This is a genomic window from Methanoculleus sp. (assembly GCF_035363275.1).
Taxonomy (GTDB): Archaea; Halobacteriota; Methanomicrobia; order Methanomicrobiales; family Methanoculleaceae; genus Methanoculleus.
In genome coordinates this window covers 1-17991 of record NZ_DAOSET010000046.1, presented here as the reverse complement: position 1 = coordinate 17991, position 17991 = coordinate 1, and the positions used below count along the sequence as shown (strand labels likewise).

Genomic DNA, 17991 nt, shown 5'->3' with positions numbered 1-17991 from the left:
AGCACCTCGTCGGCCCGGGCCGAGACCTCCCGCATCAGGCGGCTCCTCGTCCCGGTGAGCCGCTCGATCTCGCCGGAGACATCGAGGAGACCCCCCCGGGCCCCCCGCCGGATGAGGTCGAGCATCTTTCTGGCCGGGAGCGACCGGTACTTCCGGGAGAACGACGGGTTCGTGACCTGGTACCACTCAGCGGCGCGTTCCTGGAGGAGATTGATGACGTTGTCGAGTTCGTCGAGCATCCTGACCATCTGGAGGAGCTCGACGTCTCTCGCCTGGTATGAACGGGCGATCTTCTCCCGGGCAAGGGTGGTGCAGACGGACCGGAGCAGGTCAACGTACTCCGCCCGCGTCCGGACAACGCCGCAGTCCCGGGCAATCTCCCAGTCGATGGGGACGTAGGACTCCATACCGGTGCGGAGCGTGGTAGCCCGTAGAGCGAGCGCGGCCGGATCGGTGCCGGCGGCCCGACACCCCTGCTCATCGACATCTCCGAACCAGTAGCGCTGTAGCATGGTACGGTATTGGAACTCTGTCGATATAACCCGGGCGGTCAGGCGATGCCGAACGAGTAGACCATCACCGGAACCATGATCGCCCCCATGCAGTAGACCCGGCGGATGTTGACGAGAGCCGGGACATAGCCGACCGCCGTCGCGAGCAGGAGGACGAGCCCTCCGAAAGGGCCGCAGAGGAAGAGGGAGAGGAGGGCGACGAAGATGATGACACCGTGGTTGATCTTCGTGATGTTGATACCGCCAAACCACCAGGCCGTACGCGAGAAGAGAATGGTCAGGAGGTAGGCGCCGACCGCGGCGATGGCACCGGCAAGAAGGATGGCGGTTGCCGGCGGAACCTCTTCGAGCGCCCCGATCGCCGCCATCACCCCGCTCCGCGTCCGGGCTATGGCGTAGAAGGCCGCAAGCCCGAGGAAGGCATTCACGGTGTTTGCGGCGCTGGTCGCAAGGATGTATTCGCGCGGGTTGGAGTCGTAGCCGATGACCGACGTCAGGAGGGCGTTTGCCGTGGCGCTCGAGAGGCCCGGAAGCCAGCCGACGAGAGCGCCCGCGGCGGAGCCGAGGACGGAACCCCGCCGGACCGCACCGGCCGGGAGGTCGATCCCCGTAAAACTCTGTTCGGGCATGACCCCGTGCGACGCCTTGAGGAGGACCGCGATCCCGAAGAGCCCGGAGAGGAGGGGCATCAGCACCCCGGACTCACCGCCCGCCGGCCAGGCAAGGAAGGAATAGCCGAGGGAGAAGAGGCCGAGGAGACCCGAGACCGAGAAGACGGCGAGCGCCCATCCCGGCGACTCGGAGACGACGATGAGGTAGCCGGCGACAGCGAGGATGACAAGCCCGATGCCCCAGTCGATCGCCGGCTGAAGTGCCGGAAGAGCCAGGACGAACACGAGCGCGAGCGGGAGAGAGAGGGCGACGCCGGCGGCGCTCCCGAGAGCCGATATGCGGACGGCCTCCTCTCCCCGCCCTTCGAGACAGAGGGCGTGCGCGGGAAGGACCGCGAGGGATGTGTCGGCATCGGGGATACCGAGGAACGTGCTCGGGACGTTGTCGAGGAACGTATGCGTGACCAGAGTGGAGAACATCGCGGAGGCGATGACCACCGGGTCGAACCAGGCGAGGAGGAGCGCCTGGAGCGAAAGAAGGACGCCGGCCACGGTGTTGGCATGGATGCCGGGAACGAGGCCGCTCACGACGCCGCAGCCGATACCGACGACGGCCCCGAGCACGATACTTGCGAGCACGCAGATCTACGGTCGAAGCCGGCGGGGATAAACCAACCGAATCGTGCCCGGCAGGGGCGAGGAGGAGGCATCCCGACAGATACAGTCATATTCCACCGGGACGAACGTTGTGGCAATGAAGATTGCCATCACCCGGCTCGAAAACAAGGCGGCGGGAGACCGCGCTCTCTGCACCTCCTGCGGCCACGACTGCTACACGGTCTCACCCCTCCGGGCGGAGGTGCGGATGGAGCGGGTTGCCGCGTTCGTCGAGGCCGTCCACCGCGGCGAGTTCGACTGCCTCTTCTTCTCGAGCGCCCTCCCGGCCGCGATCGTCGGGCCGAGGCTGAAACGATGGCCACGGGTGATCGCCATCGGGCCGAAGACTGCCGAGACTCTCCGGGAGTCCGGGATCGAGGCAGAGATCCTCCCTTCGTTCTACTCCCGGGACTTCGTTCCCTACCTCGGGGAGTGGCTCCGGGGGCGGACGGTCGGGATCCCGCGGGCCGACGTCCCGAACCCGGGCCTCCTCAACGCGATCGCCGCCGCAGGCGGGACGGTCCGGGAGGAGCGGGTCTACGCCCTTGCCCCCACGGGGACCGAACTCGCTCTCGACGCCGCCGACGCCGTCCTTTTCACGAGCGCCATGTCCTACCGGGAGGCCCGGTGGCGGCCCCGGGACGGTCTCCTCCTCGTCGCCATCGGCGATATCACCGCCGATGCCATGCGGGCCGGCGGGCACCCCCCGGCAGTCGTCGGAGACGGGTCGCTTGCGGGAACCCTTCAAGCGCTGAACCGGTTGAAAATATGACACCGAATATGAACGATCCAGGTAACCCCTGCGGCGGGGCTCTCCCCGCGTCGGGGATCGTCGTCATCGACAAGCCCCGGGGGCCGAGCAGCCACCAGGTGACCGCCTGGGTCGGCGATATCCTCGGGCGGCGGGTGGGCCACGCCGGGACGCTCGACCCGCAGGTCTCCGGGGTGCTCATTGTCATGTTCGGCGGCGCCGTCCGGCTCGCCCCGGTCCTCCTCTCGCACAACAAAGAATATATCTGCTTGATGAGGCTCCACGCCGATGCGCCGCGGGAGGCCGTGGACCGGGTGGCGGCTGAGTTCACCGGCCGGATCTACCAGCGGCCCCCGAGGAAGAGCGCGGTGAAAAGGAGCCTCCGGATCCGGAAGATCCAGGAGATCGAGATCCTGGATATGGCCGGCAGGCTCGTCCTCTTCCGGGTCAGGTGCGACGCCGGGACCTACATCCGGACGCTCTGCATCCACATGGGCTACGCGATCGGGGTCTGCGCCCACATGGAGGAACTCCGGCGGATACGCTCGGGCACGTTCGACGAGACAGCGGCGGTCTCGCTTCATGACCTCGTCGATGCCTGCGCGGCGGCCCGGGACGGCGATCCTGAGCCCCTCCGGGGGATGATCCTTGCCCCGGACGCCGCCGTCGGCGACCTCCCGAAGGTCGTCATCCGCGACACCGCGGTCGATGCCGTCTGCCACGGCGCGGTCCTCGCCGCGGTGGGGGTCACGGCAAAGGTGGGCGGATTCGGGAAAGGCGAGACGGTCGCGATCGTGACGGAACGCGGCGAACTGGTGGGGCTCGGGAAGGCCCTCGTCGGTTCGCCAGCGTTGAAACCGGGAGAACCCGGGTTCGTCGTCGCACCCACCACCGTCCTGATGCAGCCCGGCACCTACCCCCGGGGCTGGAAGACGCACGCCGGGGCGCAGGAACACTCATGATCTCATTGGCCCCGTGGCGAGAACCCCGCCGGGAGGATATTATTAATAGACTGTCCCGCCAACTAATGATGCACATTCTCTGCTGAGGTAGTCTAGACCGGTAAGGCGCGGGCCTGGAAAGCCCGTGGGGCGTTGAGCCCCTCGGGAGTTCAAATCTCCCCCTCAGCGTTTCTTTTCAAACGATTTTTGCGAGCTTTTTGCCTGACGTTTTCGGTCTGCTTGCCCATGGCATCGTCATACTGGGAATTTAGCAATTTAATCGCGTTCAATGTTTCCATATCGGTGACGGAAAGAGGCCCAAATTATTTATCCCGCATTCGTGATAGTTCCGGGAACGCCCATCACCCCTCCATAACGAGAGAATACCTGTGGCGATCACAAAAAAAAGGGGAAACGACATCATGAAGATCCAGGTGAGCAAGCATGGTCCATACATTGTGACCGGGGGTGTCCCGCTCATGGTGATGGAGATCTCCTACGATGACGGGGGCGACTGCCGGTCGTGGAAGAAGGTACGGGAGTACCCGCTGCAGGAACGGTATGCCTTATGCCGCTGCGGACGGTCGAGGAACAAACCCTTCTGTGACGGGACGCATGCGAAGGTCCGCTTTGACGGTACCGAGACAGCCGGAAACGAACCGTATCTCCAGAGCCCGACCATCATCAGCGGACCGGAGTTGGAACTGATCGATTATGAAGGGCTCTGTGTGCACGCACGGTTCTGCATGCGGGCCGGAGGAATCTGGAACCTCACGGAACGGTCCAGTATCCCGGAGGCACGGAACACGGCAATAGAGGAAGCATGCAACTGCCCTTCCGGCCGGCTCGTTCTCCGCGACCGGAAGACCGGTGAGACGATCGAGCCTTTTCTTGATAAGTCCATCGTCGTGGTCGAAGATCCTGTCAGGGATGAACATGGGCCGCTCTGGGTCCGCGGCGGGATCCCGGTCGAGTCCGCCGAGGGAGGGACCTATACGATCAGGAACCGGATTACCCTCTGCCGGTGCGGGAGATCGTGGAATAAACCGTTCTGCGACGGGAGCCATGTCGGGCAATGAGCGACTCGACTCCTCGTCCGGCGCAGGCAACCGGGAGAGGCAACGTCGTATCGAAACCTCGAGGACGATCGTAACGATGATATTCAATAGGCCGCTATAGATCATAGCATGTCCCGGACGACAACAGTGTGGGTATCTCAGGAGACAAAGGAACGGCTGGCAGCGATGAAGCGGTATCCCCGCGAAACCTTCGACGACGTCATCAGGCGCCTTATGGATACTACCGAGGACGACGAGCCCCTGAGCGACGAGGCTATCCGGGGAATCGAGGAGTCACTTGAAGACATTAAGGCCGGTCGCCTGTATACCCTGGAGGAAGCACGCGCCGAGTTGCAGGCGGCATGGCGTACACGGTAAGACTCACGACGGCGGTGGTGCGCGACCTCGCGAAGATGCCCGCGAGTGTCGGAACCCGGATCCTTGATGAGGTGGAGGCCCTCGCTCAGGAGCCGGATCCCGCCCGGCACGTGAAGAAACTGAAAGGGAGAAGTCAGAGTCCCTTTTACTCGCTCCGAATAGGGAGATACCGTGTTATTTTGAACATCTTTGACGACATGCTTGTGATTGTCGTGGTGGAAGTCGGTCACCGGTCGAAGGTGTACCGCAAGCACTGACATCCTCCCGGGAAAAAGGGGTTTCGCCCGTCAGAACGATACTCCCACCATAAGCATGGCAAAGAGTACCAGGTCGTAGACGGTATGCGTGACCGCCGACGTTGTGGTGTTCGAGTACCTCCGGATGCAGGCAAAGACGAGCCCCGCAAGGAAGACCGAGATGAGGCCGTCCCAGCTGTACTGGAACGCGTGGAGCGATGCGAAGAGGAGCGCCGGGAGGAGGATGCCGAACCGGGGCTGGAGCAGACCGCGGATGCTCACCTCCTCGCCGAACCCCGCCGCGATGGACGCCACGATGATCCCGGGCAGGGTGAGCGAACCGGCAAAGAGCAGGTTGACAGCCTCAACATCGGTGACGGGGAGGCCGAGCCAGCCCACCAGCGCGGCGAGCGCCGGGTCGATGAAGTGGAACGCGATCACGAGCGCGAAGGCTACAGCAACAGCAAGAGCAATTTCTCTTCCGGTCGGCCGGACGAGCCCGAGCCGCTTCAGGACCTGACGGGGCGTCCGCCGGACGCATGCCCCGGCGATGAAGAACGAGCCGATGAGCGTCCAGAAGAGGGTGTAGGCGTTCAACGTGACCGTATCCGCGAGGAGGTCCCCGGACTCGAGCAGGGGATCGAGGAACTGCGGCGAGAGGAAGGGCGGACCCCCTGTCGCCAGGAGCGGTATGGTCGGGATGAGGATCAGGGCGAGGATGACGACGAGCGCAACCGTATGGAGGAGCGAGTCCGGGTCGAACGGAAGGTACCGGGCGAGCCGGACCCTGAACCGGCGGGAGAGCCCGACGAGACTTGCAAGTGCCGCGGCAAGGACGCCGAGCAGGAGGAGAGCCACCTCTCCGGCCAGGGCGAGGTCGACGGTCTCCGGATCGAACTCCGCGCCCTCAAGCACCTCCGCCGGCAGGATCGCTATGACACCGACGCCGGCTGCAGCGGCCGCAACCCCCCCGACGAGAGCGAGGAGCCAGAAGACGGCGGCCCACCGGTACGCGGGGTGCCGGTCATCGGCGAGGTAGACGAGCATCGCGAGGACGACGAAGAACGCCACGTCGAGCGAGGCGACAAGGAATGATCCCGCCTCGCCGCCGACGGTCCCGGAGACCGCCGCGAGGAAGATGAGGCCGAAGGCGGCGATCAGCAGTTCGGGGGTGTGGCGGCGAAAGGATTCCAGCGACATGATCTCCTCGGTTCAACACCAGACAGTGCAGTATCTGTTGGCCCGGCGGCACGATGAACGTAGCGCACGCTTCACTGCCAACGCAGCTTCCCGATGACCACCCAGCCAAGCGCCCCTGCAACCGCGAGGACCGCCGACGTCGCGAGGAAGAACGCCGGCAGCGGCCACCGGCTCGTGAAGAACGCTCCGGCGAACGGTCCGGCCGCGAGCCCCAGCGAGTAGAAGGTGTTGTAGATGCCGTAAGCGGCGCCCTGCGAACTCCGGTCGCGGTAGATCTCGGCCATGATCGGCATCACCGGCACCAGGGCGCAGGAGAGCGTGACCCCCAGCACGAAGACGGCAGCGATGACGAGCACGAGGGTCGGCGCCTGCATGGCAGCAACGATCGCAACCCCCGAGAGGAGGAGCCCGCCGCCGATGAGGGAGCGGCTCCCCCCGTACCGGTCATAGATCCTTCCTGCGGCCGGCTGGGCGGCGGCGGCGGCGACCGCCAGCACCGCAAAGACGAGCCCGATCGTCGCCGGGGAGGCCGCGAAGGTAGCGTGCAGGTAGACCGGAAGGTAGGGGTCCACGACCCCGTAGGTCCCGGAGACCGCGACGACCGCGGCCCCGCAGGCGGCGAGCGGGAAGAGACTCCCCCGGGGCAGCATACCCGACCGTTCCTGCCTGCAGGTGCGCACCGGGACGGCGAGGACCGCGAAACCGACCGAAGCCACCAGCACCGCCGGGATGAGGAAGGTCGCGGTGTAGCCCAGGTACTCGAAGAGCAGCCCCCCGACGACCGGCCCGAGGACGGTCCCGAGCCCGACCGCCGAGAGGGTGATACCCATCCTCTCCCCGAGCCGGGCGGGGTCGCAGGTATCGGCGAGGAGCGCAAGCCCCGCAGACCAGGTGGCCGCGGCCGACACCCCCTGGACCGTCCGGGCGACGATCAGGTGCGTGACCGTGGTCGAGAAGCCGAAGAGGGCAGTCGCAAGGGCAAGAAGGAGCATCCCGGCGATGATGAGGGGGCGGCGCCCCACCCGGTCGGAGAGGAGGCCCATCGGGATGGAGAAGAGGAGGAGCATGGCGGCGTAAACCCCGAAGACGATCCCGACGACCGATTCGTCGACACCGAGCCGGGGGGCGTACTGAGGGAAGACCGGGATAAGGAGCCCGTAGATCGTCATATCCATGAAGATGACGAGCACGACCAGAACGAGGATCGCGTCCGGCGATGCGGCGATGCGATCCCGGAGTCGTTGCGGTTCCCGGGTTCTCATGACAGTATCTCTCCACGCGACCACCGTCGTCTCCGCGGTGCCGCTCCTCTATCCCGTAGGTTGGCGCCGCGGGCATATATCGGTAGCAGGATCGTGGCCCTCCTCACCATACTCCCCGGTAGTAGGCGAGCTCGCGGGCGTAGGGGCGGAACGCCTCGACGAGGGCCGTCGTCTCGTCGTCGGGCAGGGGGCCGCTCCTCCCGGCAGCGGCAAGCGCCTGCACCTCCGTGGGCGTAGAACAACCGACGATCGCGACGGAGATATCCTGGGCAAGGGCGTAGCGGACGAGGGTCTCCGGCGTCACCCCCGTGCCGGGGGCGGTGTAGTTCGACCCGCCGAGCACCTTCATCCCGATGACGGCGACACCCTGCTCCTTCGCGGCCGCAAGCGTCGTATCGAGGAATCCTCCGGGTGCGCCTTCCACCGGGTTTGCGGGCATCATCACGGCGTCGACCGGCCAGTTCTCCACCGCGTGCGAGAGGACGTCGGGGTCGTGATGGCCCGTCACCGCGATATACCGGACGATGCCCATCTCCTTCGCTTCGATAAACGCTGCGAGGGCGCCGCTCACCCCCTCGATCTCCCGGATCTCGGCAAACGTCCGGACGTCGTGGATCTGCCAGAGGTCGAGGGTCTCGATGCCCATCCGCTGGAGGGTCGCCTGGAGGTCCATCTCGGCATCCGCGTGAAGCCGGCTCGCCGATTTGCTGGCCTGGAAGATCCGTTCCCGGAGGTCAGGGCGGCTCCGCCAGACCTCGCCGTAGTAGTCCTCGCTCCCCGCGTAGGCCTTTGCCGAGTCGAAGTAGGTGATCCCCTGGTTGAGGGCCTCCATGATGACGGCCGCTGCCTCCGCATGTCGCCCGTATGTCCTGAGGACCCCCTCGCCGCCGAGCCCAACGAGGGTGACCTCCCGCCCGGTCTTTCCGAACCTGCGCGTCTCCAGTCCCGCCATGGACCACTCCTATCCGCTCCCGGTTATAAAAATGTTCAGCCGGGGAACGGGTCATCCGTGGAGGTCCCCCCGGGCGCGCATGCCAAAAATGAAAGAGGAGCGGGGTCCTTCACTCCACCGCCCGGATCACCGCCACCCGCCACTCGGTCCCGTGGAGGCCGGTCGTCGTCCAGGTAATCTCCTTCCGCACCGCCTCTCCGTCGATCTCAAACCCGTAGGTCGCGGTGCCGTAGCGTTCGGCGGCAGTCCGGCGGGCCACGTCGAGCAGGTCCGGGTAGTCCGCGTAGTGTGGGTCATCGAACGTCATCCGCCCGACCTGGGTAGTGTCGGTGTCGTAGAGCACCCGCCCGTCCGTCTGGACGACCATCACCTGGAAGGGAGTGCCGTTCGCCGCCGGGCCGACGGCGTTGCCGATCAGGACTTCCGGCCGGAAGACAACAGAGACAAACCCGGCAAACCGATCCTCGCCGGTAAAGATCGGCGTGGACATGACCGCCGCCGGGATACCTTCCGCGACCGTGATCACCTCGCTCATGATCGGTCGCTTCGATGCCAGAACGTGCCGGACGTTGGGCTGGTCCCGGAGATCCGCGCCCTCGACGCCATGGTACGCCGCCGGTTCGGCGGCGAGGAGCGTGCCTCCCGCATCGGTGACCGTGCAGTCGACGATAGCAGGGTCAACATCACTCAGGTTCAGAAGGATCCCGCGGGCGGCGGTGTCGTTGAGGCCAGTACCCCTGAGGTCAGACGCCGCGTGGCTCAAGCGGCCGTCAACAGCCTCAAGCGCCACAGCGATATCCGACTGCAGGCGAACAAGGAGTTCTCTCGCGTCTTCATTGGTTCCGGAAGCAGGCAGCACTATCGGCTGATTCAATGCCGTAAAACCGGCGACGACAGCGACGAGGACCGCTACGACCGCGATGATCCATGGGTATGATTGAGAACTCATCTGCTCCCTCGTTTGGAAGAAAATTGAGGTCAAGAGATTTAAGGCCTGCGAAATCGTCTTCGTCGAAAAATCAGCGTTATCCGAAGGAATTTTTCCACCGAAATCGGAGAGGGGCGTATCAAGGGGAAACGGCCATTGGATTTTCCCGTCACGGCGACGGGAGGCTCATCGCCGTCGTTTACGGCATCCAGCCGGCGTCCGCCTCCTCTTCCCGACCCCTGCCGTCGGAACACCCGTGAAATCCACCCACTGCGGGATCGACCGGGTCCGGATCACCCGGGCGTCCGCTCCCGGAGCCGCTTCTTGTACACCCGCCATCCCACGACCCCGGCCACGACCCCAACGATGATCGCGACCAGGATGCCAATCCCGAGCGCCGGGTTCTGCCGGTAGACATCCAGAAGCACATCGGCCCCGAGGGAGAAGGCAAGGCAGGAGAAGATTGACCCGATACAGACGCAGCCAAAGACCCGGCGTTTCTCCAGCCCGAGCAGTCTCCCCAGGATCGCCCCGTTCATCGCCCCGGTCCCCTGGAGCGGGAAGAAGACGAAGAGGATGAGCCCGACCGTCGAGAACCGCCGGAGCCAGGGCTGGGCCTCGGTGTAGTTCCGGCCCGCCGTCATCCCGCTCTCGATCAGCCGACCGATGAGAGGGAGTTTCAGTGCCAGATCCAGGTTCCAGACGACGAAGAGTGAGACGGCCACGTCGAGGAGGAAGATCATGAGCGTGATGAGCCACCAGGGGTAGCCCAGGACGACCGCGAGCGGGATGATCGTCTCCTTCCCGGCCGGGGGGACGAAATAGGCGACGAGCAGTCCTGATATGATGAGGAACTGCTCGTAAGGCTCGGTCAGGTAGAGCACCAGAAAGACGACCGGGATGATGGCGAGCGGGAGGATGAACTTCACGGAGCCGGCGAGGTAGGGGCTCTGAAGTATTGCCTTCCACCGATCCGGCCCGGGGGTTTCAGTTATATGGTCCATGGTGATTGAATAGAAGTTCCTCTGTTCTGATTTGAGACGACGGAATAATACGTTATCGAAAGTGGGTACCAGCAGGTTCAAGGGTATGCACCGCGAGGATACAGAATATGACCTCTCCCCCTGCCATACGGCCGCCCCGCACCCTCCCCGCCGTCGAGAGCGGCACCCGGGAGAGCGCCCTCTGCACGATCGCAAACGTCGGGACCGCGCTCGAAACCCTGCACGAGGTGAGAAAGCACGTCCGCGGCGATCACAAGCGCCGCCTCGACGAGGTCGCGGTCATCCTTCGGGTGGTCGCGCTCGATGCCCAGGCGACCTACGCGATCACCGACGACGAGGCTCGGGCGTTCATCCGGGACTGCCGCTCGCGGTGAGAACGGCGTTCCCCACCCGACCGGGGCCGATCCGGTCCCACCTCCTCCGCCTACAGAGAGTTTAACCGGTCCCACGCCAACATCCGGTATGATGAACGAGTCGCTCCGGCAGGTCGTCCACCTCGTCTTCGGCCTCGGGATATCGGGGTTTGTCCTCCTCTTCGACCGGGGCCTCACCCTCTCCGTCCTGGTGCTCGCTCTCTTCGCGGGGTTCCTCCTCTCCGACGCTGTCTCCCGGGGCTACACCATCCCGATCGTCTCGTGGGTCATTGCCGGCCTTGAACGGCGGGACGCCGCCCCGGGAAAGGGAGCGCTCTTCTTCGCGCTCGGTGCCCTCTTCTGTCTCGTCTTCTTTGAAAAAGAGATCGCTTTCATCGGGCTCGTAGTGCTCTCGCTCCTCGACAGCGTCACCACCCTCGTCGGCGTCCGGTTCGGCAGGACCCGGATCTACAACCACAAGTCCCTCGAAGGCACGCTCGCCGGGGTCGCGGTGACGGGGGCCGCCCTCTGCTTCCTCGTCCCGTCGGCCGTCGCCCTCGCGACGGCCGCGGTCACGGCCCTCGCCGAACTGATAAGCCCCGTGGACGACAACCTCGTCATCCCGGTCGTGGCCTGCCTCACTCTTGCGGCGTTGCTCTGAAAGAGCCCGGAGACCTCCGTTCTATCTCCCGGGCGGCGCTTCGTGGTGAAACGCGAACCGGTCGCACTCCGGGCAGGTGGAAAAGACCCCGCAGGCGGAACAGTCCTCGCCGGTGCAGGGCTGGACCCTGATCGTGACGCTCGTGCGGGGGAATTCCCCTTTGACGTCGGTCTCCACGTGCTTCACGATACCGTAAGCCTCCTCAAGGGTCGCGGTCTTCGGGACGACCAGGTGGAGGTCCACGAACCGGTTCGGCCCCGACCGACGGGTCCGGAGCCGGTGAAAATTGATGACGTCCGTGCAGTGCTCATTGATAATCTCCCGGATCCGGGCCTCCTCCTCCGGGGGGAGGCTCCGGTCGACAAGGTCCTCGAACGAACGCCGGATGAGGTCGAATGCCGCCCGGAGGATGATCCCGGCAACCACGAGCGCGATGAGGGCGTCGAGGACGACAAGGCCCGTCAGCCGGATCAGGACAAGCCCGAGCACGACCCCGGCGGAGGTGTAGACGTCTGTGCGGAGATGCCAGGCGTCGCTCTCAAGCGCGATCGACTCCGTCTTCTTCGCCACCGCCATCAGTCGGGAGGAGACGTAGAAGTTCACCCCGGCCGAGAACAGCATGACGGCGATCCCGAGCCCGAGCCCCTCGACGTTCAGCGTCTCCTCTCCGCCGAGGAGGTTTCTCAACGCCTCGTTGACGATCAGGACGGCGGCCACCAGGATCAGGACCGCCTCAAGGAGCCCGGATATGCTCTCGTACTTCCCGTGCCCGAAGGTATGGCACTCGTCAGGAGGCCGGGCCGACTGCCTGACCGAGAAGTAGGCGACGACCGCGGCCACCAGGTCGATCCCGGAGTGTATCGCCTCGGATATGATGCCAACCGAGCCTATCGCGATGCCGACGACCAGTTTTGCCACGACGAGAAGCATGTTCGAGACGACCGAGAGGCGCGCGGTCTGCTCCTTCAGCGCGCTATCCTGACCCCGATCATCCCGCTCGCCCGAAACGATCACGTCCATGGTTGATGAGTGTTCGCCCTCCGCCGGGATAGGGTTTGCGTCCCCCGAAGGGGTGCCGGAGGCGGCCGAACGAAGAAGGGTGTGCCGGCAGACCCCTCTCAGTCCACCGTGAGGATGATGAGCGAATCGGTCCCTTCGCGTCCGGGGGAGACACCTTCGGTGAGGACCACGCGCTCTCCGGGCTTGATGATGCCGGAATCGCGTATCGAGTCGAGGATTGCCCCATGCCAGTACTCCTTCTCGCTCCGGATCAGGTACGGGCAGACCCCGTAGGAGAATGCCAGGAACTTGAAAGTGCTCGGGTTCCGGGTGAAGGCGAGGATCCAGGCCCCCGGCTTGAATCGGGAGATGTTCCGCGGGGTGCTCCCGGAACGGGTAGGCGTCAGCACGAACCGGATGCCGAGCGCATCTATCGCCTCGATGACGTTTAAAGAGACGACGTCGTTGACGGTGATCTTCTCCCGGCCCTTCCCCTGCCGGAAGTAGGCGAGCGGGCTGCACCCCGCCCCGACACTTGTGCGTTTCTCCTCGGTCGACCGGGCGATCTTCGCCATCATCGCGACCGTCTCGACCGGATATTTCCCGATGGATGTCTCCTCGGAGAGCATGATCGCGTCTGTCCCATCGAGGATAGCGTTTGCGACGTCGGTCACCTCCGCCCGGGTAGGCCGGATATTGTCGGTCATCGACATCAGCATCTGGGTGGCGGTGATCACCGGCCGGCCGAGGATGTTTGCCTTCTGAATGATGCGCTTCTGCACCGTGGGGACCTCCTCGATGGGGGTCTGGACCCCGAGGTCGCCCCGGGCGATCATGACCCCGTCAGTCTCCCGGAGGATCCCGTCGAGATTTGCGAGCGCCTCCTGCCGCTCGATCTTCGAGATCACCCGGATGGACTTTCCGGACCGGGCCGCATACTCCCGGGCCTTCAGGATATCCTCCGCCCGCTCAATGAAGGATATGCTGAAGGTGTCGAGCCCCTCGGCGAGCCCGAACTCGATGCACTCGAGGTCCCGGTCGGTCACGGCGCTGAGGGCAACGATTCCCCCACCCCCGACGAGGCTCATCCCCTTGCGCGAGAGGAGCAGGCCACCGATAACCACTGTCGCCCTGACATCGCTCTCTTCGACCTCGTCGACCCGGAGCTGGAGGAACCCGTCGTTGAGGAAGATGGTGCTCCCCTCCGCGACCAGCTGCGGAAACTGCTCGAAGTCGACGGGAATCCGGGAGGGATCACCCGGCGCCGGAGCGGTCGTGAGGGTGACGGTCTCGCCCTTGTGGAGTTCCAGGGGCTCGTGGGCGAGATCGCCGATCCTGATCTTCGGTCCCGGGAGATCGAGCAGGATCGTGACGGGAAGACCGGTATCCTCGACCACGGTCCGGATGTTCCTGATGTTCTCCCGATGCTCGTCGAACGTTCCATGAGAGAGGTTGAGCCGGGCGACGTTCATGCCGGCCCGGACCATCCGGGCAAGGACCTCCCGGGACCGAGATGCGGGCCCGATGGTACAGACGATCTTGGTCTTCTGCTCGGGCAGGGTCATTCGCTTCCGTTTTGCCTGCTCGGATATTCGTTGCAGCACCTCTTCGAGCATCATGAAGTATCGTCAGGTGCCGGCACCGGATTAACCTTCGCAAAGCGGGGTAGGGGTCCCGGAAAAAGAGAGAATAGAGAGGAGTTACGCACCTGTTCCCGGTGGTGCGAGAGGGATCACTCCAGGACGCCCTCCCGGTCGGGTCTTGGTTCCACCAGGTCCCGCACCGGGGTCGCCTCGAGTGCCCGCCCGCTCTCGGCACTGTATTCACCGATGCGACGGTGGACGTGCTCGACCATGCCCCCGGTGGTGATGATGAGTGAGTTCTCCCCGATCAGGGCTTTTAAGATGCACTTGTCGATGACACCGTAGGTGTAGTCCAGGAGGATCCGCTCCCGGTTGGCGAACTCCTTGGCCCGGGTGCCCATCGCCCCGATGTGCTCGACCGCGCCCTGCTCCACGAGCGCTCGCAACTCGTCGCCGCCGATCCGGTCGGCGTTGCAGAGGTAGATCGTCCCGACTTCGTCACGGGTCGGGGTGTGGCCGCGCAGTTCTCGCTCGATCCGGTCGGTGAACTCGAGCACGTTCTTTGGAGGAACGCCACGGTCGATGACGCCCCGGAGACCGAGCTCGTTGTAGAGGTCGAGAAGAGCAGGTGGTTTCAGCCTGGCGGCAGCGAGGAGACTGTGATCAGAGAAGACCTCTTCCGGCGGCCCGCGGGCGAGGACACGCCCCCGTTCCATCAGGATGACCGAGTCGGCCCAGCGGTAGGCGAGTTCGACGTCGTGCGTGGATATCAGCACCGTCCGGCCCCCGGAGGCGAGCTCGTCGAGGAGTTCCATCACCTCCTCGGAACTTGCCGGGTCGAGGGTATTGGTCGGTTCATCGAAGACCAGGACCGCCGGCTCCATTGCGAGGATGCCGGCGATGGCGACTCGTTTCTTCTCGCCGCCGGAGAGGTGGTGGGGCGGCCGTTTCTCGTAGCCGTGGAGCCCGACGTACCCGAGCGCGTCCCGGACCGCTCGCCGGACGGCGTCGGGAGAAAGACCGAGGTTCACCGGACCGAACGCCACGTCCGCTTCAACGGTCGGGGCGATGATCTGGACGTCGGGGTTCTGGAAGACGAACCCGACCCGGCGGCGGAGGTCCCGGAGGCTCCGGTTGTCGTAGGCGAGCGGCCGGTCATTGAAGCGGACCTCGCCTGAGGCCGGCCGGAGCATGCCGTTGAGCATCAGGAGGAGGGTCGACTTTCCGGCGCCGTTCGGGCCGACGATGGCGGTCTTTGATCCCGCGGCGATACGGACGCTCACCCCGGTGAGGGCGGCAGGACCGTTCGGGTAGGTGTAGGTGATCGCGTCGGTCTCAAGCAGCGGTATCATACGAGTACCAGACCTCCGGTGAAGAGCGAGACGCCGAAGACGGCCCCGACGTAGAACAGGGCCGTTGCGAGCGCAGAGGATGAGACGGGGCGTGTTTCACCGGGGATGCCGAGTTTGCCGTCGTAGCAACGCGCGTCCATGGCGAGCACCAGGGCTTCGCCGCTCTCCCAGGTCCGGAGGAAGAGCGCGCCGGTGAGCATCCCGAATGACTGCACCGACTCCCGGAACCGGCCATACCCGAGCCGCATCACCTGAGATCGATAGATCTGGCCGGCCTCCTCGATGAAGATGAAGATGAACCGGTAGGTGAGCATGGCGAGGTCGATGAAGACGGCGGGCACCCGGAGCCGCCGGAGGATATCAAGGATCTCGGTCATCGGCGTCGTGAGTGCGATGAAGTAGAGCGAGCACATTCCGCCGAAGACCCGGGCGAGGAGAAGAACGGCAAGGTTCGCGCCGCCGACCGTGACCGCGAGGGGGAGACCGGGGACCTGGATGAGCACCGCCCCGCCGCCGGTGATGAAGAGGACCACGGCGATGCTCGTCGCCGCAAAGAGAACCGGGACCAGGAGGAGTCGGACGTAGAACCGCGCCGGGATGCGCGCGAGGACGAGGAGGGCGGCGCTCATCGAGGCCGCAACCAGCAGAGGGGCGACGGGACCGGGCGACGAGACCGAGATGAGGATGCTTGATAGCCCGATGAAGAGTTTGAGGCCTGAGCTCGTCTCACGCAGACCGTTTGTCTGGGCAACGTCTTCGAGGATATTATGCATTGCAGTCCCGTTCCCTTATCTGGTTAGCCGGATCACCAAAAAAATCAGGCGGTTTTCCTGCTGCCCTGCCAGTAGCCGAAGACGTAACCGATGATCACCGCGCCGATGGCCGCCTGCAGGGCAAAGAAGAGCGACTCGATCTCGCCGCTCGGGGGTGCCCAGAAGGACTCGAACCAGGGTTCGTAGCCGGAGGCTTCGATGAGGTCGGCGGCCTCGCCGTCGGCCCCACCCCAGGCCTCCTCACCGGAAGCCCGGATCGCGGCGTCCTGGACGAGGAAGACGGCGGCAAAGACGATGATGATCACGGCAACCGTGATCTCCAGACCGTGCTTCATGCGGCGGCCTCCCGGAGTTTCGTGATGGTACTCTCGGAGAGGAGGTTTAAGCGGGTGAGGATCTCGGGTTTGATCTGGACGATGTACTTGAAGACCAGCGCGATGACCGCGCCCTCGATGATGGCGAGTGGGATCTGGGTGACGGCGAAGATCGCGGCAAACGCAGAGAAAGCCCCGAGGAACCCGACGCTTCCGGGGAACGCGAGCGCGAGCTGGACCGAGGTGACGACGTAGGTGACGAGGTCGGCGAGGGCCGCGGCAAGAAAGACCGTCGCGTAAGTGTTTGCGCCTGCCCGGGTCCCGGCCTTGTAGATGATGTAGGCGACGACGGGCCCCGCGATCCCCATCGAGAAGACGTTCGCCCCGAGGGTAGTGATCCCGCCGTGTGCGAGGAAGACCGCCTGAAATACAAGGACGATCAGGCCGAGGACGGCGGCGATGCAGGGGCCGAAGAGGACGCCGCCAAGTCCCGTCCCCGTGGGATGGGAACAGCTCCCGTTGAACGAGGGGAGTTTAAGCGAGGAGAGGACGAAGACGAAAGCGCCTGCGACGGCAAGGAGCGGCAGGGCATCCCTTTTTTCCTGTACAAGCCTGTTGAGCTGGTAGATTCCGATAACGATGAAGGGTAGGGAGACAATGAACCAGATCTCCCACCAGGGACTCGGTAAGAATCCTTCCATAATGTGCATGATATCACCTGCAATATGCCTGACGGGGTTAAATCAGATAGACTTGTTTTAATGAAACATTATTTGGTATATGCTGGTTATCCCAGGTCATATTTATCTTCTGCGATATTCAACACTACAGGAACGTTATGCGTCCAATTCCACGGATCGTCGTCGCCGGAACTCATAGCGGCTGCGGCAAGACCACGCTCGCAAGCGGCCTGATGGCGGCGCTCACCGCCCGGGGGCTCGCCGTCCAGCCCTTCAAGGTGGGCCCGGACTTCATCGATCCCACGCACCACACAGCTATCTGCGATCGCGCGTCGCGCAACCTCGACCCGTTCATGATGGGGGAGACCGGGGTGCGGGAGACATTTTTCCGCGCATCCGCCGGGGCCGATATCGCCGTCATCGAGGGCGTGATGGGGCTCTACGACGGGCTCGAAGGGAGCGACACCGCGAGCACGGCCCACGTCGCGAAGATCCTCGACGCGCCGGTGCTCCTCGTGGTGGACGCAGGGGGCGCGTCAAGGAGCGTGCACGCAATGGCCCTCGGGTACGCGGGGTTCGACCCGGGCGTCCGGGTCGCCGGGGTCATCTTCAACCGGGTCGGGAGCGCCCGCCACCTGGCCATGATCGAGGCCACGCAGAGCCTCCCGGTCTACGGGGGAGTCCCGCGGAGGAAAGACCTCACGGTCGGGAGCCGGCACCTCGGCCTCGCTATGGCGGCCGAGACCGGGGTGCTTGGGGGGTTCGGGGCGGTGGTGGAGGAGACCT

The 17991-nt window shown here is 64.8% G+C and carries 20 protein-coding genes, 1 tRNA gene and 1 pseudogene; 9 read left to right on the top strand and 13 right to left on the bottom strand.

Going from position 1 to position 17991, the window contains the following annotated elements; genetic code table 11:
• Positions 1–512: pseudogene (locus tag PLN84_RS10010) on the bottom strand (RNA-processing protein); the annotation flags it as partial.
• A gap of 38 nt (positions 513–550) precedes the next feature.
• Positions 551–1762 carry a tripartite tricarboxylate transporter permease gene (locus tag PLN84_RS10005; RefSeq protein WP_348532048.1) on the bottom strand — a complete coding sequence of 404 codons (1212 nt, stop codon included), beginning with the start codon at positions 1760–1762 and terminating at the stop codon, positions 551–553.
• A gap of 115 nt (positions 1763–1877) precedes the next feature.
• Here PLN84_RS10005 and PLN84_RS10000 point away from each other — a divergent pair, with 115 nt between their 5' ends.
• The 6 genes from PLN84_RS10000 (at position 1878) to PLN84_RS09975 (ending at position 5165) form a co-directional block, all read left to right on the top strand.
• On the top strand, positions 1878–2552 hold the full coding sequence (locus tag PLN84_RS10000; RefSeq protein WP_292382758.1) for a uroporphyrinogen-III synthase: 675 nt from the start codon (positions 1878–1880) through the stop codon (positions 2550–2552).
• 8 nt (positions 2553–2560) lie between these two features.
• A complete protein-coding gene (locus PLN84_RS09995; RefSeq protein WP_348532047.1) occupies positions 2561–3493 on the top strand; it encodes an RNA-guided pseudouridylation complex pseudouridine synthase subunit Cbf5 in 933 nt (310 codons plus the stop codon).
• An 81-nt stretch (positions 3494–3574) separates the two neighbouring features.
• A tRNA-Ser gene (locus PLN84_RS09990) sits at positions 3575–3661 on the top strand.
• 200 nt (positions 3662–3861) lie between these two features.
• A complete protein-coding gene (locus PLN84_RS09985) occupies positions 3862–4551 on the top strand; it encodes a CDGSH iron-sulfur domain-containing protein (RefSeq protein ID WP_292382477.1) in 690 nt (229 codons plus the stop codon).
• 108 nt (positions 4552–4659) lie between these two features.
• Complete coding sequence (locus PLN84_RS09980) at positions 4660–4908, top strand: antitoxin VapB family protein (RefSeq protein WP_292382478.1); 249 nt, start codon at positions 4660–4662, stop codon at positions 4906–4908.
• Positions 4893–5165, top strand: coding sequence for a type II toxin-antitoxin system RelE/ParE family toxin (locus tag PLN84_RS09975; RefSeq protein ID WP_292382480.1), 273 nt, complete (start codon positions 4893–4895; stop codon positions 5163–5165). Before PLN84_RS09980 ends, PLN84_RS09975 begins: the two co-directional genes overlap by 16 nt.
• A 30-nt stretch (positions 5166–5195) precedes the next feature.
• On the opposite strand, the gene PLN84_RS09970 is transcribed toward PLN84_RS09975, so the two are convergent.
• The 5 genes from PLN84_RS09970 to PLN84_RS09950 all read right to left on the bottom strand — a co-directional run bounded on the left by PLN84_RS09970 (position 5196) and on the right by PLN84_RS09950 (position 10490).
• On the bottom strand, positions 5196–6344 hold the full coding sequence (locus tag PLN84_RS09970; protein WP_292382481.1) for a CPBP family intramembrane glutamic endopeptidase: 1149 nt from the start codon (positions 6342–6344) through the stop codon (positions 5196–5198).
• 71 nt (positions 6345–6415) lie between these two features.
• Positions 6416–7606, bottom strand: a complete 1191-nt coding sequence (locus tag PLN84_RS09965) for an MFS transporter (RefSeq protein WP_292382483.1) — start codon at positions 7604–7606, stop codon at positions 6416–6418.
• 103 nt (positions 7607–7709) lie between these two features.
• The gene (locus tag PLN84_RS09960; RefSeq protein ID WP_292382484.1) at positions 7710–8558 is read right to left on the bottom strand and encodes an aldo/keto reductase; all 849 of its coding nucleotides are present in this window, start codon (positions 8556–8558) and stop codon (positions 7710–7712) included.
• A 109-nt stretch (positions 8559–8667) separates the two neighbouring features.
• Positions 8668–9507 (bottom strand): cache domain-containing protein, encoded by an 840-nt coding sequence (locus tag PLN84_RS09955; RefSeq protein ID WP_292382487.1) that lies wholly within the window; start codon positions 9505–9507, stop codon positions 8668–8670.
• A 272-nt stretch (positions 9508–9779) separates the two neighbouring features.
• Positions 9780–10490, bottom strand: a complete 711-nt coding sequence (locus PLN84_RS09950) for a small multi-drug export protein (protein WP_292382488.1) — start codon at positions 10488–10490, stop codon at positions 9780–9782.
• A gap of 107 nt (positions 10491–10597) precedes the next feature.
• Here PLN84_RS09950 and PLN84_RS09945 point away from each other — a divergent pair, with 107 nt between their 5' ends.
• Both PLN84_RS09945 and PLN84_RS09940 read left to right on the top strand, forming a co-directional pair.
• Positions 10598–10864, top strand: a complete 267-nt coding sequence (locus tag PLN84_RS09945; RefSeq protein ID WP_292382490.1) for a hypothetical protein — start codon at positions 10598–10600, stop codon at positions 10862–10864.
• 88 nt (positions 10865–10952) lie between these two features.
• On the top strand, positions 10953–11504 hold the full coding sequence (locus PLN84_RS09940) for a phosphatidate cytidylyltransferase (RefSeq protein WP_292382491.1): 552 nt from the start codon (positions 10953–10955) through the stop codon (positions 11502–11504).
• 21 nt (positions 11505–11525) lie between these two features.
• Here the strand turns inward: PLN84_RS09940 and PLN84_RS09935 are convergent, their stop codons facing one another.
• The 6 genes from PLN84_RS09935 to PLN84_RS09910 all read right to left on the bottom strand — a co-directional run bounded on the left by PLN84_RS09935 (position 11526) and on the right by PLN84_RS09910 (position 17235).
• Positions 11526–12524 carry a cation diffusion facilitator family transporter gene (locus tag PLN84_RS09935; RefSeq protein WP_292382494.1) on the bottom strand — a complete coding sequence of 333 codons (999 nt, stop codon included), beginning with the start codon at positions 12522–12524 and terminating at the stop codon, positions 11526–11528.
• 98 nt (positions 12525–12622) lie between these two features.
• Positions 12623–14122: a pyruvate kinase gene (pyk, locus tag PLN84_RS09930; protein ID WP_292559011.1), complete on the bottom strand. Its 1500-nt coding sequence runs from the start codon at positions 14120–14122 to the stop codon at positions 12623–12625.
• Between the two features lie 113 nt (positions 14123–14235).
• Positions 14236–15438 carry an ATP-binding cassette domain-containing protein gene (locus PLN84_RS09925; RefSeq protein ID WP_292559010.1) on the bottom strand — a complete coding sequence of 401 codons (1203 nt, stop codon included), beginning with the start codon at positions 15436–15438 and terminating at the stop codon, positions 14236–14238.
• Positions 15435–16211, bottom strand: a complete 777-nt coding sequence (gene cbiQ / locus PLN84_RS09920) for a cobalt ECF transporter T component CbiQ (RefSeq protein WP_292382501.1) — start codon at positions 16209–16211, stop codon at positions 15435–15437. Before cbiQ ends, PLN84_RS09925 begins: the two co-directional genes overlap by 4 nt.
• A 44-nt stretch (positions 16212–16255) precedes the next feature.
• Positions 16256–16546 carry an energy-coupling factor ABC transporter substrate-binding protein gene (locus PLN84_RS09915; RefSeq protein WP_292382503.1) on the bottom strand — a complete coding sequence of 97 codons (291 nt, stop codon included), beginning with the start codon at positions 16544–16546 and terminating at the stop codon, positions 16256–16258.
• A complete protein-coding gene (locus tag PLN84_RS09910) occupies positions 16543–17235 on the bottom strand; it encodes an energy-coupling factor ABC transporter permease (protein WP_292382505.1) in 693 nt (230 codons plus the stop codon). The genes PLN84_RS09915 and PLN84_RS09910 overlap by 4 nt, the downstream gene beginning before the upstream one ends.
• A gap of 128 nt (positions 17236–17363) precedes the next feature.
• Between PLN84_RS09910 and PLN84_RS09905 the strand changes: the two genes are divergently transcribed.
• The coding region (locus tag PLN84_RS09905) for a cobyrinate a,c-diamide synthase (protein WP_348532046.1) at positions 17364–17991 on the top strand (628 nt) is incomplete at its 3' end.